Genomic DNA, 21,668 nt, shown 5'->3' with positions numbered 1-21,668 from the left:
TCCTAGTCTCTAGCGATCTGCTACAACAACAGTGATGTGGCTTGAACGCTTCAAGATACGATCCGCACGACCTTTAGCACGAGGCATAATACGCTTCATGGTTGGGCCTTCATCTACAAAGATTTTTGCGACATTCAGATCGTCAATATCTGCACCTTCGTTGTGCTCCGCGTTAGCGATAGCAGACTCTAGAACTTTCTTAACTAGTGCAGCAGCTTTTTTGTTGCTGAACGTTAGGATTTCTAGAGCTTGGTCAACAGATTTACCACGGATTAGATCCGCAACTAAGCGAGCTTTCTGAGGCGAAATGCGAGCAAAGTTATGTTTAGCAATTGCTTCCATTATTTACTCCTTAGCGCTTCTTAGCTTTCTTATCCGCAGCGTGACCGCGGTAAGTACGTGTTGGTGCGAATTCACCCAGCTTGTGACCGATCATTTCATCAGTTACAAATACTGGTACGTGCTGACGACCATTATGGACAGCGATGGTCAAACCGATCATCGTAGGGATGATCATTGAACGACGGGACCAAGTCTTAATAGGCTTTTTGTCTCCGCTTTCCACCGCTTTCTCTACCTTCTTCAGCAAGTGTAGGTCAATAAAAGGACCTTTCTTGAGAGAACGTGGCATGGCGATTCCTCTTTATATAGATTACTTGTTACGACGACGTACGATGTACTTGTCAGTGCGTTTGTTCTTACGAGTCTTGAAGCCTTTAGTAGGCATACCCCAAGGAGATACTGGGTGACGACCACCAGAAGTACGGCCTTCACCACCACCGTGTGGGTGGTCAATCGGGTTCATTACAACACCACGAACCGTTGGACGGATACCGCGATGACGTGATGCACCTGCTTTACCAAGTTCACGTAGCATGTGCTCAGAGTTACCAACTTCACCGATTGTTGCACGGCCTTCAGAAAGAACTTTGCGCATCTCGCCAGAACGTAGACGGATAGTTACGTACGCACCGTCGCGAGCAACGATTTGAGCGTAAGCACCAGCCGAACGAGCTAGCTGACCACCTTTACCAGGCTTAAGTTCAACGTTATGTACTGTTGAACCTACTGGGATATTACGCATTGGTAGAGTGTTACCAGCTTTGATTGGTGCATCAACACCAGACTGAATAACATCACCAGCTACAACACCTTTAGGTGCTAGGATGTAGCGACGCTCACCGTCTTTGTAAAGAACTAGAGCAATGTTTGCGCTACGGTTTGGATCGTATTCAAGACGCTCAACTGTCGCTGGAATACCATCTTTAGTACGTTTGAAGTCAACTACACGGTAGTGGTGCTTGTGACCACCGCCGATGTGACGTACTGTGATACGACCCTTGTTGTTACGACCACCGTTCTTAGAGTTTTTCTCTAGAAGAGGTGCGTATGGCTTGCCCTTGTGTAGGTCAGCGTTAACAACTTTAACAACGTGACGACGACCAGGGGAAGTCGGCTTACATTTAACAATAGCCATTTTTAACTACTCCTGTTATTCCGCGCCGCCAACGAAGTCAAGATCTTGACCTTCTTTCAAAGTAACGTACGCTTTCTTAACGTCGCTGCGGCGACCTTGGCGTAGACCTTGACGTTTGGTCTTACCCTTAGTGATAAGAGTATTTACAGACTTAACTTCAACTTCAAATAGCTTTTCTACAGCTGCTTTGATCTCTTTTTTAGTCGCATCTTTAGCTACTTTGAAAACGATAGTGTTCGCTTTCTCAGCTGCCATAGTTGCTTTTTCAGAGATGTGCGGTGCACGTAGAACTTTTAGGATACGCTCTTCAGTGATCATGCTAGCATTTCCTCTACTTGCTTAACTGCTTCTGCAGTCATTACAACTTTGTCAAACGCGATTAGAGATACTGGATCGATACCAGCAACATCACGTGCGTCAACTTTGTATAGGTTACGAGCAGCTAGGAATAGATTCTCATCTACTTCGCTAGTCACGATTAGAGCGTCAGTTAGCTCAAGCTCTTTAAGCTTAGCAACTAGCTCTTTAGTCTTTGGTGCTTCAACTGAGAAGTTATCAACAACGATTAGACGCTCTTGACGAACAAGCTCAGAAAGAATGCTCTTCATAGCACCACGGTACATTTTTTTGTTTACTTTTTGGCTGTGATCTTGTGGTTTCGCAGCAAAAGTAACACCACCTGTACGCCAGATTGGGCTACGGATTGTACCAGCACGCGCACGGCCAGTACCTTTTTGACGCCATGGCTTAGCGCCACCGCCAGAAACTTCTGAACGTGTTTTTTGAGCACGAGTACCTTGACGAGCACCTGCTGCGTACGCAACAACTACTTGGTGTACAAGAGCTTCGTTAAACTCACGTCCGAAAGTAGTTTCGGAAACAGTTAGTGCATCGGCACCTTTAACCATTAGTTCCATTACTTACTCCTGAGACGTTATGCTTTAACAGCTGGTTTAACGATCACGTTGCCGCCAGTTGCGCCTGGGACTGCACCTTTAATAAGAAGCAGGTTGCGCTCAGCGTCAACACGTACGATCTCTAGGTTTTGAGTCGTTACACGCTCAGCACCCATGTGACCTGCCATTTTCTTGCCTTTAAATACGCGACCTGGAGTCTGACATTGACCGATAGAACCAGGAGCACGGTGAGACAATGAGTTACCGTGAGTCATATCTTGAGTACGGAAGTTCCAACGCTTAACAGCGCCTTGGAAACCTTTACCCTTAGATGTACCAGTAACGTCTACTTTCTTAGTTTCGTTGAATAGTTCAACAGTTAGTTCTGAACCAACTTCGAACTCTTCGCCGTTTTCTAAACGGAATTCCCAAAGACCGCGACCAGCTTCAACGCCAGCTTTAGCAAAGTGACCTGCTTCAGCTTTGTTTACGCGGTTAGCTTTCTTAGAACCAGCTGTAACCTGGATTGCTGCGTAGCCGTCAGTTTCAAGAGTTTTCACTTGAGAAACACGGTTAGCTTCAACCTCAACAACAGTTACTGGGATAGAAACGCCTTCTTCAGTAAATACGCGGGTCATGCCCACTTTACGACCGATTAGACCAATCATACTTCTAATCTCCCTTAACCTAGGCTAATTTGAACGTCAACGCCCGCAGCAAGGTCTAGACGCATTAGAGCATCAACAGTCTTGTCTGTTGGCTCAACGATGTCGATTAGACGCTTGTGAGTACGGATTTCGTACTGGTCACGTGCTTTCTTGTTAACGTGTGGAGAGATAAGAACTGTGAAACGCTCTTTACGAGTTGGCAGTGGGATTGGACCACGAACCTGTGCGCCAGTGCGCTTAGCTGTTTCAACGATTTCCGCTGTAGAAGCATCGATTAGTTTGTAATCGAAAGCTTTTAGGCGGATACGGATACGTTGGTTCTGCATGAGACAGAGCTCCAAATTTAATAAATTACACAAACAATATCGCCACTCAAACTCGTCAAGACGAGAGAATGCCGATTGATTTATGTGAAACCGTAGCATCCAAGATTAGGACGCATTGTCAGTTAATTTTCGATTAACTATCCCTATATGCCAAAGTCACCTTTGAGGATAGTTTTTCCGAAGAAAAGATAGCTAATTGTATTAACCGCGAACATAAGCTGAGTATACATTACCTCACAAATCCTTAGATTTGCTCGCTCCTCACTGCTCATTGGTTCACAACTGGCTTAACCAGTGCGCTGCATTATACAGATCACACTTTAGGTTGCAAGCGCTGAGTGAAAAATAATCGGGAATAATCCAAACCCTATACATCCCTCTTCGCTTGATAGCCATTAAACAAAAAGGACGCCGACGCGTCCTTTTCTAAACTGTAATCGTAATAGCGGCTGCTATTATTTCTTACCGCTTGATAGTGCACCGAAACGCTTGTTGAAGCGATCAACACGGCCGCCTGTATCAACGATACGTTGCTTACCAGTGTAGAATGGGTGACACTTGTCACATACGTCTAGGTGGATAGACTCTTTACCTAGAGTAGAGTTGAACTCAAAAGAGTTGCCGCAAGAACAAGTCGCTTTTACTGCTTTGTATTCTGGGTGGATACCAGCTTTCATGGGATAACCTCAATAGTAGGCCGTGTCGCTATACGAATCTAAGCCGCACACCACACGCAATTAATAATAAAATGGGATACCGCATCAACTAATTGCCGAAGCCATATCTCAAGGCGCGATATAGTAAAGAATCACATTGCTCGGATCAACATATTTGGCAACTTTTTCGCTACTTTTTTAGCCAGACTAATCATAGAGGCACGATTCACGCTGAATCACATAGCTTTACTCGAATTTCCATACCGATTTTAATAGACTCTCATTTCCTTTCCCTCTTTTTAATAGCTAAGAATTTATGCGTCCAACCATTGCTAGAGTGGCATTACCCGTTCCGCTCGACAAACAATTTGATTACGCCATTCCGGGGCACCTGTTTCCGATCATTGGTGGACGCGTTTCCGTACCTTTTGGACGCCAAACCTTAGTCGGCATCGTCACCGCAATGGTGAACCACTCCGACTTTCCTAAAGAGCAGCTTAAGCCAATCAAAGCGGTATTAGACTCCCAACCGATATGGCCAGAGACGCTTTATTCTCTGCTAAATTGGTGCAGCCAGTTCTATCAGTACCCTCTAGGTGACACTCTACACAATGCAATGCCTGCCGCGCTGAGGAAAGGCAAACCGGCCGACTTTGCAACGCTACAAGAATGGCAACTGACAGAAGCAGGAAGAAATAAGCTCATGCAAGGGCTTGGGCGTGCAGTAAAACAACAGCGTGCACTCCAAATGATGGTCAACGGCCCAATCTCGCATCAAGAACTCTTGGATCAAGAAGTAAACTCGACCATCTTAAAAAATCTCGAAGAAAAAGGTTGGGTCGAGCGTATCGAGAAAAAGCCGGTTATTACGAAATGGAGTCAAAATGTAGAGTGCACGGTAGAGAAACCAAAGCTTAACCATGAACAAGCACTCGCTATTGCAAGCGTAAATAGCCAAACAGGCTTTGCTTGCTATTTATTAGAGGGGGTAACTGGCTCTGGTAAAACAGAAGTTTACTTAAACCTTATCAAGCCCGTTCTAGAGCAAGGGAAACAAGCATTAGTTTTAGTACCTGAGATCGGTCTAACGCCCCAAACCATCAACCGCTTTAAACATCGATTTAATGTCCCGGTAGATGTGATTCATTCCGGTTTGAATGAAACAGAGCGTTTGAACGCCTGGTTATCGGCTCGCGATAAAGCCGCGGGGATCATCATTGGTACGCGCTCAGCCCTACTGACACCTTTTGCTGACTTGGGGATTATTATCGTTGATGAAGAGCATGACGCCTCGTATAAGCAACAAGACAGCTTGCGTTACCATGCCCGTGATGTTGCCGTCATGCGTGCCCATAAAGAGCAAGTACCGATTGTCCTTGGCTCAGCGACGCCAGCGTTAGAAACCCTACATAATGCACTGTCTGGTAAATATCACCATTTAACACTAACCCAACGAGCTGGCTCTGCCGTGCCAACCACCAATAAAGTGTTAGATGTAAAAGGTCAGTATTTAGAAAGTGGCTTATGCGCCCAACTGATTGCAGAAATGCGCAAACACTTAAAAGTGGGCAATCAGGTTATGTTGTTTCTTAACCGCCGAGGTTTCTCGCCCGCTTTGATGTGCCATGAATGTGGTTGGATTGCAGAATGTAAACGCTGTGATGCGTACTATACGTTCCACCATTACAGCAACGAAATACGCTGCCATCACTGCGGCTCACAACAACCTGTCATTCATCAGTGTCAGGGATGTGGTTCAACTCAACTGGTTACCGTCGGCGTAGGAACGGAACAGCTCGAACAACAATTGGCTCAGTTGTTTCCAGAATACAACGCCATTCGCATCGACAGAGATAGCACACGTCGCAAAGGTAGCTTGGAAGATGCCCTTGAGTCGATTCGTAAAGGTGAATACCAAATACTGATAGGCACTCAAATGCTGGCTAAGGGGCACCACTTTCCAAATGTAACGCTCGTAGCTCTTTTGGATGTTGATGGCTCTTTGTATAGTAGTGACTTCCGCGCTTCGGAGCGATTAGCTCAGCTGTTTATTCAGGTCGCAGGTCGTGCTGGCCGAGCAAGTAAACCTGGCGAAGTGATCCTGCAAACTCACCATCCTGAGCACAGCTTGCTGCAAGCCCTACTTCAAAAAGACTATCGTCACTTTGCTATGACAGCTCTGGAAGAACGCAAACTGGCTCAGCTTCCGCCTTATAGTTTCTTGACTCTGTTTAAAGCAGAAGCAAACCAAAGTGAGGTAGTTGAAGACTTCCTGCGTCAGGTTCGCTTTACGTTAGAGTCACACCCTCTGTTCGATGATTCCTGCATGGTGTTAGGCCCCACTCCTTCACCTTTGGCCAAGCGGGCTGGTAAATACCGCTGGCAGCTGTTACTTCAAACCCAGCATCGTTCATTGATGCAAAAGTTATTAACCAGTGCCAAACCTGCTATTGAGTTGTTGCCAAATGCCAAGAAAGTTCGCTGGAATTTAGACATAGAGCCACAAGATCTCAGCTAGCAAACGTTTAACTATGTAATGAATTACCATTTAATGTGACGAGCATCACAACGGGATTGCAATTTTTGTTAAACAGACCGTAACTTTCACTTTAGAAATGAATAGACTATCCAAATTAGAAAAGTCTAAAGTGACTTGTTCGCACAGGCTTAGATTAAAACAATGACTATTCCCACAAATTGATGTCGCAGTGAAGAATCCATTTTTCCACTTGTTAACACGAACTGAGCGAAGAGCAAACGCTGCTCTAACTCAGCGTGATTACTATGATTTCAAACCGGAATAACGTCATCTTGGCAAAAAATAAACGAGAGGTTAAAAACTATGGCGACAATGAAGGATGTTGCCCAGCTTGCGGGAGTGTCTACGGCTACGGTATCTCGAGCATTAATGAACCCAGAAAAAGTATCTTCTTCAACGAGAAAAAGAGTAGAAGATGCCGTACTTGAAGCGGGTTATTCTCCAAACTCATTAGCGCGTAACTTACGTAGAAACGAATCAAAAACCATTGTTACTATCGTTCCCGACATCTGTGATCCTTATTTTTCTGAAATTATTCGCGGTATTGAAGATGCTGCCATGGAACATGGCTATCTAGTCCTGCTGGGCGATAGCGGACAACAGAAGAAACGCGAAAGTTCTTTCGTTAACCTCGTATTTACTAAGCAGGCGGATGGAATGCTACTGCTTGGCACAGATCTACCGTTCGATGTCAGTAAGCCAGAACAAAAGAACTTACCTCCGATGGTAATGGCGTGTGAATTTGCGCCAGAGTTAGAACTTCCGACAGTACATATTGATAACCTGACCTCAGCATTTGAAGCGGTGAATTACCTAACCCAACTAGGTCATAAACGCATCGCGCAAATCTCGGGGCCAGATACGGCAATATTGTGTCAGTTCCGCCAGCAAGGTTATCAACAAGCCTTGCGCCGTGCCGGCATCAATAAAGATCCACAATATAGTGTCATTACTGAGTTCTCTTTTGATGGCGGAGCAAAAGCCGTTCGTAAACTGCTCGAATTGCCTGAGCCACCAACGGCTATTTTCTGTCACTGTGACACAATGGCCATCGGCGCAATTCAAGAAGCGAAAAAGCTTGGCTTACGAGTACCGCAAGATCTCTCTGTTGTGGGCTTTGATGACATTAACTTCGCTCAGTACTGCGATCCGCCGTTGACCACTATCTCTCAGCCTCGCTATGAGATTGGTCGACAAGCGATGCTAATGATGCTTGAGATGTTAAAAGGCCACGACGTGCATTCAGGCTCGCGCCTACTTGAAACTAATCTCGTCATTCGCGGAAGTGCAGCGCCACCACAGCGCCCTTAACCTAAAGATTAGGTATTCATACCCAAAGCGGTGCTAAGGCGCCGCTTTTTACTTACCCCTCCTGCTTTTTGTATATCCCCGAATAAATATAAGCGAGAACCCTACACTCGGGCGTTGTCGCGCTTTAGCTATCAAGATTCTATCAATAGGGTGTTTTCTCAACTCGTTCTGGATTAACATATTTGCAAGAATCCTTGATGACCAGAAATAACCGTGGCAAATAGAGATTATGTAAGACGGGGGCGAGGCGCCCCAAAAAAGTCGACAAAAAAACAGCCGCCGAGAAGAAAAAAGCCTTGGCGTAGTGGCCTGCTCGCTATCTTGCTTGTGGGCGGTTTTGGCTATGGTCTTTACCTTTTGAGTAGCGACCCAGAACCAAAACAACCTGTCGTAAAACAGCCAACAACCACTGTGAGCAAACCAAAGCCGAAAAAAGATTTGCCGCCACCACCAGAAGAAAAGTGGGAATATGTTGAGTCACTACCGAAACGTGAAGTTGAAGTTGTGGCCAAAGAAATTGAAGTTTCTAAAATTCCTTACATCATGCAATGTGGCGCTTACAAAACCCAGGCGCAAGCAGAAGAGCGTAAACTTGCAATCGCGTTCCAAGGGATGTCGAGCAAGATTCGTAAGAAAGAAGGCAGCTCATGGTATCGCGTGGTGCTAGGTCCGTATAAGTTCAAACGTGATGCAGAACGTGACCGTCACAAGTTGCAACGCGCGAAAATCGAGCCATGTGCGATTTGGAAAGAAAATCTTTAAACTCAGGCCCTAGGAGCTAAGATCCTAGGGCCTTTCTTTTTGCCCCCTTGAATCCCTATTTCCCCTCCCCCATATACTGAATTAAATCCAAAGAGAAATAATCAAGAGGTCGACTGTGACTACCATTGTATCTGTACGTCGAAATAATAAAGTCGTCATCGCGGGTGATGGCCAAGTATCTCTAGGCAATACCGTAATGAAAGGTAATGCGCGCAAAGTTCGCCGCTTATATAACAACCAAGTACTAGCGGGCTTTGCTGGCGGCACTGCGGATGCCTTCACCCTTTTTGAGCGCTTCGAAAGCAAGCTGCAAATGCACCAAGGCCACCTAACTAAGGCTGCGGTTGAGCTAGCCAAAGACTGGCGTAGCGATCGTGCTCTGCGCAAGCTCGAAGCCTTGCTTGCCGTTGCCGACGAAACTGCATCGTTAATCATTACTGGTAATGGTGATGTCGTACAGCCAGAACACGACCTGATTGCGATTGGCTCTGGTGGTGCTTACGCACAAGCTGCAGCAACCGCCCTACTAGAAAACACAGATCTAGATGCTCGTGAGATCGCTGAAAAAGCTCTCAATATCGCGGGTGATATTTGTGTCTTCACCAACCACCACCACACAGTAGAAGAGCTAGACTCAACGGTAGAGCCTGAAAAACCAACCGCGTAATCGTAACGAAGTAAGGAAAGAATATGTCTGAAATGACACCTCGCGAAATCGTTCATGAATTGAACCGCCACATTATCGGTCAAGAAAAAGCCAAGCGTTCGGTTGCGATTGCACTTCGTAACCGCTGGCGCCGTATGCAGCTTGAAGAAAGCTTGCGCGCCGAAGTGACGCCAAAAAACATTTTGATGATTGGTCCTACTGGTGTTGGTAAGACTGAAATCGCACGCCGCCTCGCAAAACTGGCAAATGCCCCTTTCATCAAAGTTGAAGCGACAAAATTCACCGAAGTGGGTTACGTTGGTAAAGAAGTTGAAACCATCATCCGTGACCTAACAGATGTCGCGGTAAAAATGACGCATCAACAAGCGATGGAAAAAGTAAAATTCCGCGCTGAAGAGCAAGCGGAAGAACGCATTCTTGATGCGCTACTGCCACCAGCACGTGATAGCTGGGGTCAAGCAGAACAAACGGAAGAGTCTTCTCACACTCGCCAGATTTTCCGTAAAAAACTGCGTGAAGGCCAACTAGACGATAAAGAAATTGAAATCGACGTAGCCGCACCGCAAATGGGCGTAGAGATCATGGCGCCCCCAGGTATGGAAGAGATGACAAATCAGCTGCAAGGCATGTTCCAAAACCTGGCTGGCGATACTAAGAAAAAGCGTAAGCTGAAAATCAAAGACGCGATGAAAGCGCTAGCGGAAGAAGAAGCAGCGAAATTGGTTAACCAAGAAGAGCTAAAAGAAGCAGCGATTTTCAACGTTGAAAACAACGGCATCGTATTTATCGATGAGATCGACAAGATCTGTAAACGCGGTGAGAGCTCAGGCCCAGACGTTTCACGCGAAGGTGTTCAGCGCGATCTACTTCCATTGATTGAAGGCAGCACGGTATCAACCAAGCACGGCATGGTAAAAACAGACCATATTCTGTTTGTTGCATCTGGTGCATTCCAAGTGGCAAAACCATCTGACTTGATCCCAGAATTGCAAGGTCGTCTACCAATTCGCGTTGAGCTAGAAGCACTAAGCAGCAACGACTTCAAACGCATTCTGACAGAGCCAAAAGCCTCTCTAACAGAGCAGTACGTTGCGTTGATGAAGACGGAAGACGTGGACATCGAGTTCACGGAAGATGGTATCACGCAAATCGCGGAAGCAGCGTGGACGGTCAACGAAAGCACAGAAAACATCGGTGCTCGTCGCTTGCATACCGTTATGGAGCGCTTAATGGATGAAATCTCTTACGACGCGGCGGAGCAGTCTGGCGCTAAATTCGTTATTGATTCCGCTTACGTGAAAGCGCGTCTAGGCGACACAATTGAAGATGAAGATCTAAGCCGCTTTATTCTTTAGTCGCAATCTATTTTACCAAAGCCCAGAAACTTGTTTCTGGGCTTTTTGTTTAGAATGACGATTACTGTGACAACACCTAAATCAAAAGATCTGGTCATTCTAGCGAGCTCAAGCGAGACTAAGAATCTGCTAACAGCAGACGTCTACTCTTCATCTCTCACCTTAACCACCGCACAATCGGATGATAGATTCTGAATCACGCTCGTTCCTCGTTGTTCAGAATGACGGTCACTGTGACAACACCTAAATCAAAAGGTCTCGTCATTCTAGCCGGCTCAAGCGAGACTAAGAATCTGCTGACAGCAGACGCCTACTCTTCATCTCTCACCTTAACCACCGCACAACCAGACGATAGATTCTGAATCACACTCGTTCCTCGTTGTTCAGAATGACGGTGACTTTAATAAGCTCTAAATCGAAAGAACTCGTCATTCTAGCCGGCTCAAGCGAGACTAAGAATCTGCTAACAGCAGGCGCCTACTCTTCCGCTCTCACCTTCACCACCGCACAGCCGAACGATAGATTCTGAATCACACTCGTTCCTCGCTGTTCAGAATGACGGTGGCTTTGACAACACCTAAATCAAAAAGATCTCGTCATTCTAGCGAGCTCAAGCGAGACTAAGAATCTGCTAACAGCAGACGCCTATTCTTTCCCACTCACCTTCACCACTGCACGACCGGACGATAGATTCTGAATCACACTCGTTCCTCACTGTTCAGAATGACGGTGACTTTGACAACACCTAAATCAAAAAGATCTCGTCATTCTAGCGAGCTCAAGCGAGACTAAGAATCTAATAGCAGCGTTCTCCGTACCCTTCACTTTCCAAAAAGAGGGCTATTTTATCGCCTCAAATATCGAAACCGTTTTCCTTCTTCATCACCCTTTGACTTCTAGTTGAGTTGTTTTAGGTCAATAGCGTATCTGCCTCTTTGTGCTTATACTGGGCACATTGGTTACTAGCACGAAATTTCCATGAAACAATCTCTACAGATCTGGCTTGAAGCCGCTCGTCCAAAAACATTACCTCTGGCATTAGTCTCTATCTTAACAGGTAGCGTACTCGCCTACTCGGCGGGTCATTTCTCACTGACGATTGCCATCATGGCTTTCGTAACCGCGACATTGCTGCAAATTCTGTCCAACCTGGCAAACGACTATGGCGATGCCGTTCAAGGTACAGATAACGACAAACGCCTCGGCCCATTACGAGCGATGCAGTCTGGCGCGGTAAGTGCGAAACAAATGAAACAGGCGATTATCTTTAACATCGTTCTGACCGCCATTTCTGGCTTAGTGTTAGTTTTCTATTCACTAAGCTCACTGGAAAGCATTGTGACGTTTATCGGGCTGGGAATTTTAGCCATCCTCGCGGCGATTGCTTACACCATGGGTAGCAAACCATACGGTTACGTGGGGCTTGGCGATATATCAGTGTTCTTGTTTTTTGGTTTACTCGGCGTATCCGGTACCTACTTCTTGCATACCGGTCACGTAGACACCACGCTATTCTTACCTGCTTTAGGCTGCGGTTTACTCGCCGTTGCAGTACTCAATATCAACAATATGCGTGATATAGAGAACGACCGAGAGTGTGGTAAACGCACAGTCGCAGTGCGTTTGGGTCAACACAAAGCCAAGCAGTACCACTTTGTTTTACTTGGCGGCGCTATTCTTGCCTTTGCGGCTTACTTGTTAATTCAAGACAAACCCGTTTGGATTAGCTTGCCATTTTTACTTAGTATTTATTTCGTGGCCGATCATGGTAAAGCGGTTTGGCATACACAAAAGCCCGCTCAGATAGCACCAATGATGCCAGTCATCGTGAAATGCTCTTTAGTCACCAACGTTTTGTTTGCAACAATTGTGGTAGCTCAAACTCTAGTAAGTTAAAAAAGGATTGTCATTGCATTGACTTAATGCCTAGATATACTCAAAGACAACCAATTTCTGTTTAGAAAGGTACGCTATGGAATACAATACCTCAGCACTCTGTGATATCTACCTCGATCAGGTAGATGTGGTTGAACCAATGTTCAGTAATTTTGGCGGTCGCGCTTCATTTGCCGGGCAAATCACCACCATCAAGTGTTTTGAAGATAATTCGTTGATCCGCGAGACATTAGAGCAAGATGGACTTGGTCGCGTTTTGTTAATTGACGGTGGCGGTTCCCTACGTAAAGCCCTTATCGATGCAGAAATCGCAACCATTGCGGAAGAAAACGAGTGGGAAGGCATTGTCGTTTACGGCTGTGTTCGTGAAGTAGATGAACTTGAAGATATGAACTTAGGCATTCAAGCCCTCGCCTCTATTCCTGTTGGAGCGACCAGCCAGGGTATCGGCGAATTAGATGTACCAGTCAACTTTGGCGGCGTCAGCTTTCTACCTGAAGATTATATTTATGCCGATAGCACCGGAATTATCCTGTCGCCTGAGCCATTGAATATTGATTTAGAGTTGGATGAAGAAGAATAACGAGTCTTAGGTACCTAAGTTATAGGACCTTCTCTTGGCTATCAGAATCGAGCTTGTCCTAACGATTTTCAACTTGCCCAAAACACAAACACCCGCTTAACGCGGGTGTTTTTAATTTGGAATGAAGAAGCCGAATTATTCCACTTCGTCCATTTTGCCAAGTAGTGCACGAATGCGCTCTTGCCATTGCGCATGCTCTTGCTGTGCTTGTTGTGCTTTTTGCTCTAGCTCTTCTCGTTGAGAGCGAAGCTCGTTCGCTTCTTCCGCAAGTTTTGCTTTATCTTCTTTCAGCTCTTCGACTTCCATCTGAAGAAGAGTGATTGTGTCAACTGCAGTTTGAATTTTAGATTCTAGTTGTTCTAGTACTTCAAAAGACATCTTGGCCTACCTATGTTATTCCGTTGGGACGATGTGCGAGATTGATGCACACCTAACCTATATAAGGTTCATTCTACTCAGCGTCGCGATGAGAAACACTCACTATATTCGATATTTCGCATCATTCGGTCAAAAAATCGGCGCAATCTCACTAAACGCTGACTTTTCTTATCGCCGAAGCATTTTTGAGCAAGGATTTTGCCTCCCGCCACGCTGAAAATCGCCCTAAGTATTGATCAAATTCAAGTTAGATAAAGTAAAAGCTCCGCAAAAGGCAAACGTTTACCCTACGTTGTGATAGAATCGCCGCGCAAATTCTTCTTCCCTCTTGCTTACTTGGAGACATCATGAAACGCGATTTAGCTATGGCATTTTCCCGTGTGACTGAAGGTGCAGCTTTGGCTGGTTACAAATGGCTTGGCCGTGGCGATAAAAATGCAGCCGATGGCGCAGCTGTTGAAGTTATGCGCACCCTACTGAACAAAACAGATATCAGTGGTGAAATTGTCATTGGTGAGGGTGAAATCGATGATGCGCCAATGCTATACATTGGTGAGCAAGTTGGTATTGGTGGTGATGAAGTGGATATCGCTGTCGACCCGATTGAAGGGACGCGTATGACGGCAATGGGACAATCAAACGCACTAGCCGTACTTGCCGCAGGTGAGAAAGGCAGCTTTCTTAAAGCGCCAGATATGTACATGGAAAAACTGGTTGTTGGCCCTGGTGCAAAAGGCGTGATTGACTTAGAAAAGCCGTTAAAAGAGAACCTAGAGAACGTAGCAAAAGCCCTGAACAAACCACTTGATACCTTAGTCGTTATTACCCTTGCGAAACCTCGCCACGATGACGTTATTGCAGAAATGCAAGCAATGGGCGTACGTGTCTTTGCGGTGCCTGATGGTGACGTGGCTGCCTCTATTCTGACTTGTATGCCAGACAGTGAAGTGGACATGATGTACTGTATTGGCGGCGCGCCAGAAGGGGTCGTCTCAGCCGCGGTGATTCGAGCGCTAGACGGTGACATGCACGGTCGTCTACTTCCGCGTCACGAAGTAAAAGGCGATACTGAAGAAAACCGCATTTACGGCGCAGACGAACTAAAACGCTGCGATGAAATGGGCGTAAAAGCGAATGTTGTCCTCAAAATGGAAGACATGGCACGCAGCGACAACGTGGTATTCTCAGCAACAGGCATTACTAAAGGTGACTTGCTAGAAGGCATCTCTCGCCAAGGCAATATCGCAACCACAGAAACGCTTCTCGTGCGTGGTCGATGCCGTACTATTCGTCGTATTAAGTCGACTCACTACCTAGATCGTAAAGATCCAGAAGTGCGTGATATTATTCTTTAAGCATTTCTCGAGGCTCTCGCTCAATCTGAGTGTGAGCCTTTCTTTCCGCACAACCAAGCAATAGATTCTGAACCACCTCGTTCCTCGTTGTTTAGAATGACGGTGACTTTAATAAGCTCTAAATCAAAAGAACTCGTCATTCTAGCGAGCTCCAGCGAGACTAAAAAATCCAGTAACAGCAAACTCCTATTATTTCCTGCTCGCCTTAACCACTGCACAATCGGACGATAGATTCTGAATCACACTCGTTCCTCGCTGTTCAGAGTGGCGATATATATTGGTTCGCATGAACAATAGACCCAACAGATCCCCACTCAAACTAAGTCAACACTTTTCTTTACTAACCCTATCGCGCATAATATGTACTGACGTATAAATGGTGGGTATATGAAGACCGTAGATAGGATATTGCAAATCGTTAAGCGTGATGGTTCCGTCACTGCAAAACAACTCTCTTCTGAGCTAGGTATGACAACCATGGGGGCGCGTCAGCACCTGCAGAGTTTAGAAGATGATGGCATCCTGTCTATTCATGACGTCAAAGTCAAAGTAGGTCGCCCTGCTCGTCATTGGTCTCTCACTCAAAAAGGTCATGAGCAATTTGCTGACCGTCACGGTGAGTTGACCATTCAATTTATAGAAGCTGTCGAACACATTTTTGGCAAAGATGGACTGGACAAAGTCACATCGGAAAGAGAAAAACTCACGTTACAAAGTTATCGTCAGCATCTTGAGCAATGCGACTCTCTGCAAAGCAAACTAGAAACTCTTGTGACACTAAGAGAACAAGAAGGCTATATGGCCGAGCTTGAGCAAGATGAGAACGGATTTATCTTGATCGAAAATCACTGCCCGATTTGTAAAGCCGCAACTCGCTGCCCAAGCTTGTGCCAATCAGAATTAAGTGTCTTTCAGTCTTTACTTGGACGTGACACCAAAGTAGAGCGTACCGAACACATCATTAGCGGTCAAAGACGCTGCGTGTACCGCATCCAACAACTGCAGTAACCACCACAAACAAACATCGACATGCCGCACTTATTCAGTCTCAAGCCTGAAAGCTTCTCTTATAAATGAGACGGCTGAAGAAATCATCCTCTCTCCTCTTTCTAGTGGTATAGGCTTTTAGTAACTAAAAGCAATTTCCATAAGGATTTGGAGAACATTGATGTCTACTCTACGTCACTACTCTTCTCAAACGCTTCCGCCATTCGATGAAATGGTTCGAATGGCAGAGCGAGATCCAGAAGCTTTTGAGCAATTTCGTCATGACATGGCAAAAGAGATGATCGAAAGCGCATCAGAAAACATGCAAGAAAGGCTGTGGGCTCAGCAAAGCCACATCGATAGGGTCATCAGCACGTGTAAAAACCCTCACCACACCAATGTGGTATTGATGAACGAATTACAAAAACAGGTCGTGAAGTTCAGAGCGGCGCTACAAGGGGAAACGACACCGACTCAAAAAGCGGATGTGGTTAGTTTAGAGGCATTTAAAGGTAGGGATGATTTTTACTGATACTCAGTAGATAGATCGAGAAAGTTAGGGTTCGTTTCTCTTACCAAGGCTAACTTCCACTCACGCTTCCACTGTTTGAGCTGCTTTTCTCGATTTATGGCAGTTGCCATATCTTCGAATAACTCAAAGTAAACGAGCTTATGAACGTTTTATTTCTTGGTAAATCCCTCAACTACTCCGTTTTTATGCTGCCATATTCTTTGAGGCAGCTGACTGGTAACAACAATGTAAAGAACGGCGTTGTTGTTTGACGTTAGGATATAAACGCAAGGTGTCCTATCGATGATTCATTCTCCTTCATGATTCGCTGTTACTTTTCCACTGTAATTCACTCGCTCAGTTCAAACTCGGAGCGCTCTGGGCGTAAATTCTGAATCACACTCGTGCCTCGCTGTTCAGAATGACGGTTAATTTAACTTGCTACTAAATAAGAGAAAGTCGTCATTCTAGCGAGACTCAGCAAGACTAAGAGTCTGGGAACAGCAAACTCCCATTCTTTCCCACTCAGCTTAACCACTGTACAACCGGACAATAGATTCGGATCCCACTCGTTCCTCGCTGTTCAGAATGACGATGACTTTAACAGCCTCTAAAACAAAGGAGATCGTCATTCTAACGAGCCTTAGCGAGACTAAGAATCTGGTAACAGCAAGCTCCTATTCTTTCCCGCTCACCTTAGCCACTGCTCAACCGGACGATAGATTCTGAATCATGCTCGTCCCTCACTGTTCAGAATGACGGGTACAATAGCAAGCTCTAGCTCAAAAGAGCTCGTCATTCTAGCGAGCTCCAGCGAGACTAAGAATCAAGTAACAGCAAACTCCTATTCTTTCCCTCTCACCTTAGCTACTGCTCAAGCGGACGATAGATTCTGAATCACGCTCGCACCTCGTTGTTCAGAATGACGGGTACAATAGCAAGCTCTAGATCAAAGGAGTTCGTCATTCTAGCAAGCCTCAGCGAGACTAAGAATCTACTTTCAGCGAGCACGTTACTTGAAGCGATTACTCCGGCTCAGGGCCATATTGGTTTGGTCCTGATGTTCCTTTTAAGAAGCCACATTCAATTAGAATCCATAAACCACAAATCAGAGAAATGGATGCAACGAACATTTGCGGTGTCGACGGCTCTTGCGCGGCAGGGCTGGTCATTGGCGTAGCGATTCGTCCGATAATCAGCGGAATATTCAGCGCTAGCCAATAAATTGATTTGTTGCGGTCATGCCAACGCTTGGTGGTGATCGCCAAATCAGGGATTAACAAAATCACCAAGAAAATAGGGAGAAGTAAATAGGAGAAAGTAGGAAATAGCTTACTGATTCCAGCACCAAAACCTAGAATAGAGACATAGTAAATGACGTTCCAAATCCAGTAGGTTTTACGGTTTATACGTCCTTGAAAAGAAAACAGTAACTCTTTAGTCGACATCAAATTTTACCCCAAAATAGAAAGGTTATAGATTAGCCGAGTCGATATGGTTTGGAAAGTACACCTGCAGTGTAAGCGCCAACAACGCCGTTATAACAAGCAGAACGAGCAACGATAAACGCTCGATAAGGCCTATTAGCTTTCAGTACCCTTGCATCTAACGATGCTTAACCCTGCTCACTGCTCTCAAGAAACTCGGTTCAACCTAATTCACTACCTTCTGGAAGCTTTCTACGTCCATGTCTCGGATGTTGACCGTTAAGCTGTGCACGTGACTGGCTTGCTCTTGAAGTGTCGCCATCAAGGCTCGTGACAGTTCTCGCTTCTGCTCTTGGGAACGGCCAGATAGCAAATCAAAGTTGATATGGATAAAGTCGAGGCTATCGCCCTCTTCCCCAATTAACCAATTGTGGCACCTGAGCGTTCTAGATTTCACTGACGCGAGTTCAAAAAGGCCACTCTCTAACGCCGTTTTATGTAAATCCTCCAGCAACCCCTGAACATTGACGCGTTCTTCCACCGAGTTTGAATACTCTAAAACGAGATTTGGCATTTTGATTCCTTTCTACAACAATTAACTCCAGCGCGTAGTAATACCAATCTCAGCAGCAATTTCCGAGGAATGAACTATCATTCTGTCTACGTGATCACCAATCGATTGCTTTTGACAAAAATAACAGGATCGATGCTTGGTCGAATCAGTAAAGAAAGCCGGACAAGACATGACGCCAATCATGATCTGTTCACATTATTCTGTTATATTCCTACGTAGATTTTTTACATTAATTGACTATTTACATTAAAGATAAGGGAGATATTCCTATGCGTCGTCCTGTAGTGATGGGTAACTGGAAACTAAACGGCAGCAAAGCAATGGTAACTGAGCTGCTAACTGGTCTTAACGCTGAGCTTGAAGGCGTTGAAGGTGTTGACGTAGCAGTCGCTCCACCAGCACTTTACATCGACCTAGCAGAGCGCGTAATCGCTGAAGGCGGTAACAAGATCATCCTAGGTGCTCAAAACACTGACCTAAACAACAGCGGTGCGTTCACTGGCGATATGTCTCCAGAAATGCTGAAAGATTTCGGTGCTACTCACATCATCATCGGTCACTCAGAGCGTCGTGAATACCACAACGAATCTGACGAGTTTATCGCTAAGAAATTCAACTTCCTAAAAGAAAACGGCCTAACACCTGTTTTCTGTATCGGTGAATCTGAAGCGCAAAACGAAGCTGGCGAAACTGAAGCTGTATGTGCACGTCAAATCAACGCAGTTATCGACACTTACGGTGTTGAAGCTCTAAACGGCGCAATCATCGCTTACGAACCAATCTGGGCTATCGGTACTGGTAAAGCAGCAACCGCTGAAGATGCACAACGCATCCACGCTTCTATCCGCGCACTTATCGCTGCGAAAGACGAAGCAGTTGCAGCACAAGTAATCATCCAATACGGTGGTTCTGTTAAGCCAGAAAACGCTGAAGCTTACTTCTCACAACCAGACATCGACGGTGCTCTAGTTGGCGGCGCTTCTCTAGACGCGAAAAGCTTCGCGGCAATCGCTAAAGCAGCGGCAAAAGCAAAAGCTTAATCTCGTTTTTACTCAGAGTCGAAATAACAAAGGGATGCATCATGCATCCCTTTTTGTTTGCGTGTTATCCACTCGGAGTACACCGATAGGAAGTTCTGAATTATGCTGGCTCGGCAATTTTCACGGTTGGTTTTTTCGCGAGCTCCGCACTGGAATCCTTCTTATAAAGGTTCTCGTAGCAGTAATTTGTTGCTTCAATATAGCCTTCTACACTACCGCAATCAAAGCGCTGACCTTTAAATTTGTATGCCAAAACACAACCAGATTGAGCTTGTTGCATCAGCGCATCGGTGATTTGAATCTCGCCACCTTTGCCCGGCTCTGTATTTTCAATCAGTTCAAAGATATCAGGTGCCAGAATGTAGCGACCAATAATCGCTAGATTGCTAGGTGCAGTGCCTGGCTCTGGCTTTTCAACCATGTTATCAATGCGGAAGATATCATCTTTGATCATCTCGCCAGCAATCACACCGTATTTATGCGTTTCTGATTCCGGCACTTCTTGCACCGCAACGATTGAACAGCGGAACTGTTTGTACAGCTCAACCATTTGCGCTAGAACGCCTTTGTCTTCATTCACACAAAGGTCATCCGCGAGCACTACAGCAAACGGTTCATCACCGACCAGTTCACGTCCCGTAAGAATAGCGTGACCTAAGCCTTTCATTTCACGCTGACGGATGTAAGTGTAACTCGCAGAATCAATCAAAGAACGAATATCATCAAGCAGCGCTTCTTTACTTGTACCGCTAATTTGATGCTCTAGCTCGTAGTTTTTATCAAAGTGATCCATTAACGAGTGCTTACCACGACCAGTGACGATGCACATACCGTCCATACCGGCTTCAATCGCTTCTTCAACACCGTATTCAATCAATGGCTTGTTCACCACTGGCATCATTTCTTTCGGCATCGACTTAGTTGCAGGAAGGAAACGTGTACCGTAACCCGCAGCAGGGAATAAACATTTTTTAATCATAACCATTACCAACTAAAAGAAAGGCTCCCTTAAGGGAGCCTATTATATTATTTGAATATAAAGACTAATTAATCACTACCGAACAGGTCGCGGGTGTAAACTTTATTAGCCACATCAGCTAGTTCTTCCACCATGCGGTTAGAAACAATGACATCAGACATTTGTTTGAATTCTTCAATATCGCGGATAACAGCAGAGTGGAAGAACTCATCTTCCTTAAGTACTGGCTCATACACCACGACTTCGATGCCTTTTGCCTTAATGCGCTTCATAATGCCTTGAATAGACGAAGCGCGGAAGTTATCTGAACCAGCTTTCATAATTAAGCGGTAAATACCCACGACTTTTGGTTCTCGCTTGAGAATAGACTCTGCGACAAAATCTTTACGAGTGCGGTTCGCATCAACGATTGCACCAATAATGTTATTAGGAACTTCTTGGTAGTTTGCTAACAATTGCTTTGTATCTTTTGGTAAGCAGTAACCACCATAACCGAATGACGGATTGTTGTAGTGATTGCCAATACGAGGGTCTAAGCCAACACCTTCAATAATTTGGCGAGCATCAAGATTGTGTGCTTCAGCATACGAATCTAGCTCATTAAAATAGGCTACGCGCATCGCAAGATATGTGTTTGAGAACAACTTAACCGCTTCTGCTTCTGTAGAGTCAGTAAACAGAACCGAGATGTCTTCTTTTACCGCGCCTTCAACTAAAAGGTTAGCGAACTTCTCTGCACGTTCGCTGCGCTCACCAACGATGATGCGAGACGGGTGGAGGTTATCGTAAAGTGCTTTGCCTTCACGAAGAAACTCTGGAGAGAACATAACATTCTGACAACCGAGCTCCTCTTTAATACGCGCAGTATAACCCACAGGTACAGTCGACTTAATCACCATAACCGCATCTGGATTAATTGCCATCACATCTTTAATCACTGCTTCAACTGAAGAAGTATTAAAGTAGTTCGTTTGAGGGTCATAATCCGTTGGTGTGGCAATAACAACAAACTCTGCGCCTTTGTAAGCCAGCTCTTTATCTAGCGTCGCGACAAAGTTGAGCTCTTTGTTTGCAAGAAAATGTTCGATTTCCGCATCAACAATTGGAGACTTCTTGTCGTTCAACAAGTCCACTTTTTCTTGGATAATATCAACCGCCACTACCTCATGGTTTTGTGACAATAACATGGCATTGGACAAACCGACGTAGCCCGTGCCTGCTACAGCAATTTTCATTTTTATTTCCTATCATTTAACTGACGCTAGCATATCAAAACACCTA

The 21,668-nt window shown here is 45.4% G+C and carries 25 protein-coding genes; 11 read left to right on the top strand and 14 right to left on the bottom strand.

Translation table 11 applies throughout. The features are described 5' to 3' along the window. Window positions 1-9: 9 nt before the first annotated feature. The 8 genes from rplV to rpmE all read right to left on the bottom strand — a co-directional run bounded on the left by rplV (window position 10) and on the right by rpmE (window position 4,044). Window positions 10-342, bottom strand: a complete 333-nt coding sequence (rplV, locus tag NL644_RS17210) for a 50S ribosomal protein L22 (protein WP_005383164.1) — start codon at window positions 340-342, stop codon at window positions 10-12. A 10-nt stretch (window positions 343-352) separates the two neighbouring features. Continuing rightward, window positions 353-631 carry a 30S ribosomal protein S19 gene (gene rpsS / locus NL644_RS17205; RefSeq protein ID WP_004394525.1) on the bottom strand — a complete coding sequence of 93 codons (279 nt, stop codon included), beginning with the start codon at window positions 629-631 and terminating at the stop codon, window positions 353-355. Between the two features lie 21 nt (window positions 632-652). Continuing rightward, the gene (rplB, locus tag NL644_RS17200) at window positions 653-1,477 is read right to left on the bottom strand and encodes a 50S ribosomal protein L2 (RefSeq protein ID WP_005383168.1); all 825 of its coding nucleotides are present in this window, start codon (window positions 1,475-1,477) and stop codon (window positions 653-655) included. Window positions 1,478-1,492: 15 nt separating this feature from the next. Then, window positions 1,493-1,795, bottom strand: coding sequence for a 50S ribosomal protein L23 (gene rplW / locus NL644_RS17195; protein ID WP_004398471.1), 303 nt, complete (start codon window positions 1,793-1,795; stop codon window positions 1,493-1,495). Further along, window positions 1,792-2,394, bottom strand: a complete 603-nt coding sequence (rplD, locus tag NL644_RS17190; protein WP_005379556.1) for a 50S ribosomal protein L4 — start codon at window positions 2,392-2,394, stop codon at window positions 1,792-1,794. The genes rplW and rplD overlap by 4 nt, the downstream gene beginning before the upstream one ends. A gap of 17 nt (window positions 2,395-2,411) precedes the next feature. Continuing rightward, window positions 2,412-3,041 carry a 50S ribosomal protein L3 gene (rplC, locus tag NL644_RS17185; protein ID WP_005379555.1) on the bottom strand — a complete coding sequence of 210 codons (630 nt, stop codon included), beginning with the start codon at window positions 3,039-3,041 and terminating at the stop codon, window positions 2,412-2,414. Window positions 3,042-3,055: 14 nt separating this feature from the next. After that, on the bottom strand, window positions 3,056-3,367 hold the full coding sequence (rpsJ, locus tag NL644_RS17180) for a 30S ribosomal protein S10 (RefSeq protein ID WP_004410492.1): 312 nt from the start codon (window positions 3,365-3,367) through the stop codon (window positions 3,056-3,058). Between the two features lie 455 nt (window positions 3,368-3,822). Next, window positions 3,823-4,044, bottom strand: a complete 222-nt coding sequence (rpmE, locus tag NL644_RS17175; protein WP_005379546.1) for a 50S ribosomal protein L31 — start codon at window positions 4,042-4,044, stop codon at window positions 3,823-3,825. 295 nt (window positions 4,045-4,339) lie between these two features. On the opposite strand from rpmE, the gene priA reads away from it, so the two are divergent. The 7 genes from priA (at window position 4,340) to rraA (ending at window position 13,136) form a co-directional block, all read left to right on the top strand. Then, entirely contained in the window at window positions 4,340-6,541 is a 2,202-nt protein-coding gene (gene priA / locus NL644_RS17170; RefSeq protein WP_253658670.1) for a primosomal protein N', read from the top strand. 303 nt (window positions 6,542-6,844) lie between these two features. Further along, window positions 6,845-7,873 (top strand): DNA-binding transcriptional regulator CytR, encoded by a 1,029-nt coding sequence (cytR, locus tag NL644_RS17165; protein WP_254901949.1) that lies wholly within the window; start codon window positions 6,845-6,847, stop codon window positions 7,871-7,873. A 213-nt stretch (window positions 7,874-8,086) separates the two neighbouring features. After that, window positions 8,087-8,635: a cell division protein FtsN gene (gene ftsN, locus NL644_RS17160; protein ID WP_017820300.1), complete on the top strand. Its 549-nt coding sequence runs from the start codon at window positions 8,087-8,089 to the stop codon at window positions 8,633-8,635. Between the two features lie 115 nt (window positions 8,636-8,750). Further along, window positions 8,751-9,302: an ATP-dependent protease subunit HslV gene (gene hslV / locus NL644_RS17155; protein WP_005383176.1), complete on the top strand. Its 552-nt coding sequence runs from the start codon at window positions 8,751-8,753 to the stop codon at window positions 9,300-9,302. 23 nt (window positions 9,303-9,325) lie between these two features. Further along, the gene (hslU, locus tag NL644_RS17150) at window positions 9,326-10,657 is read left to right on the top strand and encodes an HslU--HslV peptidase ATPase subunit (protein ID WP_025768349.1); all 1,332 of its coding nucleotides are present in this window, start codon (window positions 9,326-9,328) and stop codon (window positions 10,655-10,657) included. Window positions 10,658-11,635: 978 nt separating this feature from the next. Next, entirely contained in the window at window positions 11,636-12,553 is a 918-nt protein-coding gene (locus NL644_RS17145) for a 1,4-dihydroxy-2-naphthoate polyprenyltransferase (protein ID WP_253658669.1), read from the top strand. Window positions 12,554-12,629: 76 nt separating this feature from the next. Continuing rightward, entirely contained in the window at window positions 12,630-13,136 is a 507-nt protein-coding gene (rraA, locus tag NL644_RS17140; RefSeq protein ID WP_005397954.1) for a ribonuclease E activity regulator RraA, read from the top strand. A 135-nt stretch (window positions 13,137-13,271) separates the two neighbouring features. Here the strand turns inward: rraA and zapB are convergent, their stop codons facing one another. Further along, window positions 13,272-13,514 (bottom strand): cell division protein ZapB, encoded by a 243-nt coding sequence (gene zapB / locus NL644_RS17135; RefSeq protein ID WP_005379536.1) that lies wholly within the window; start codon window positions 13,512-13,514, stop codon window positions 13,272-13,274. Window positions 13,515-13,861: 347 nt separating this feature from the next. Between zapB and glpX the strand changes: the two genes are divergently transcribed. The 3 genes from glpX to NL644_RS17120 all read left to right on the top strand — a co-directional run bounded on the left by glpX (window position 13,862) and on the right by NL644_RS17120 (window position 16,388). After that, window positions 13,862-14,869 (top strand): class II fructose-bisphosphatase, encoded by a 1,008-nt coding sequence (glpX, locus tag NL644_RS17130; protein ID WP_005383180.1) that lies wholly within the window; start codon window positions 13,862-13,864, stop codon window positions 14,867-14,869. 387 nt (window positions 14,870-15,256) lie between these two features. Further along, a complete protein-coding gene (locus tag NL644_RS17125) occupies window positions 15,257-15,877 on the top strand; it encodes a metalloregulator ArsR/SmtB family transcription factor (RefSeq protein ID WP_253658668.1) in 621 nt (206 codons plus the stop codon). 160 nt (window positions 15,878-16,037) lie between these two features. Beyond that, window positions 16,038-16,388: a DUF3135 domain-containing protein gene (locus tag NL644_RS17120; RefSeq protein ID WP_253658667.1), complete on the top strand. Its 351-nt coding sequence runs from the start codon at window positions 16,038-16,040 to the stop codon at window positions 16,386-16,388. A gap of 149 nt (window positions 16,389-16,537) precedes the next feature. Here NL644_RS17120 and NL644_RS23115 read toward each other — a convergent pair whose 3' ends face one another. The 3 genes from NL644_RS23115 to NL644_RS17105 all read right to left on the bottom strand — a co-directional run bounded on the left by NL644_RS23115 (window position 16,538) and on the right by NL644_RS17105 (window position 18,368). Continuing rightward, on the bottom strand, window positions 16,538-16,648 hold the full coding sequence (locus NL644_RS23115) for a hypothetical protein (RefSeq protein ID WP_367618277.1): 111 nt from the start codon (window positions 16,646-16,648) through the stop codon (window positions 16,538-16,540). A 744-nt stretch (window positions 16,649-17,392) separates the two neighbouring features. Beyond that, window positions 17,393-17,815, bottom strand: a complete 423-nt coding sequence (locus tag NL644_RS17110; protein ID WP_145533362.1) for a DUF805 domain-containing protein — start codon at window positions 17,813-17,815, stop codon at window positions 17,393-17,395. A 205-nt stretch (window positions 17,816-18,020) separates the two neighbouring features. Then, window positions 18,021-18,368 (bottom strand): 5-carboxymethyl-2-hydroxymuconate Delta-isomerase, encoded by a 348-nt coding sequence (locus NL644_RS17105; RefSeq protein ID WP_114323085.1) that lies wholly within the window; start codon window positions 18,366-18,368, stop codon window positions 18,021-18,023. 269 nt (window positions 18,369-18,637) lie between these two features. Here NL644_RS17105 and tpiA point away from each other — a divergent pair, with 269 nt between their 5' ends. Further along, window positions 18,638-19,408: a triose-phosphate isomerase gene (gene tpiA / locus NL644_RS17100; protein WP_005384863.1), complete on the top strand. Its 771-nt coding sequence runs from the start codon at window positions 18,638-18,640 to the stop codon at window positions 19,406-19,408. 100 nt (window positions 19,409-19,508) lie between these two features. Here tpiA and galU read toward each other — a convergent pair whose 3' ends face one another. Next, window positions 19,509-20,387, bottom strand: a complete 879-nt coding sequence (galU, locus tag NL644_RS17095; protein ID WP_253658666.1) for a UTP--glucose-1-phosphate uridylyltransferase GalU — start codon at window positions 20,385-20,387, stop codon at window positions 19,509-19,511. Window positions 20,388-20,455: 68 nt separating this feature from the next. Beyond that, entirely contained in the window at window positions 20,456-21,622 is a 1,167-nt protein-coding gene (locus tag NL644_RS17090) for a nucleotide sugar dehydrogenase (protein ID WP_053807569.1), read from the bottom strand. Between the last annotated feature and the right edge of the window lie 46 nt (window positions 21,623-21,668).

This window comes from Vibrio sp. Y10_XG_PY6, assembly GCF_024181795.1.
In the GTDB taxonomy this organism is placed as follows: domain Bacteria; phylum Pseudomonadota; class Gammaproteobacteria; order Enterobacterales; family Vibrionaceae; genus Vibrio; species Vibrio diabolicus.
This window is presented reverse-complemented; position numbering and strand designations above follow the sequence as displayed.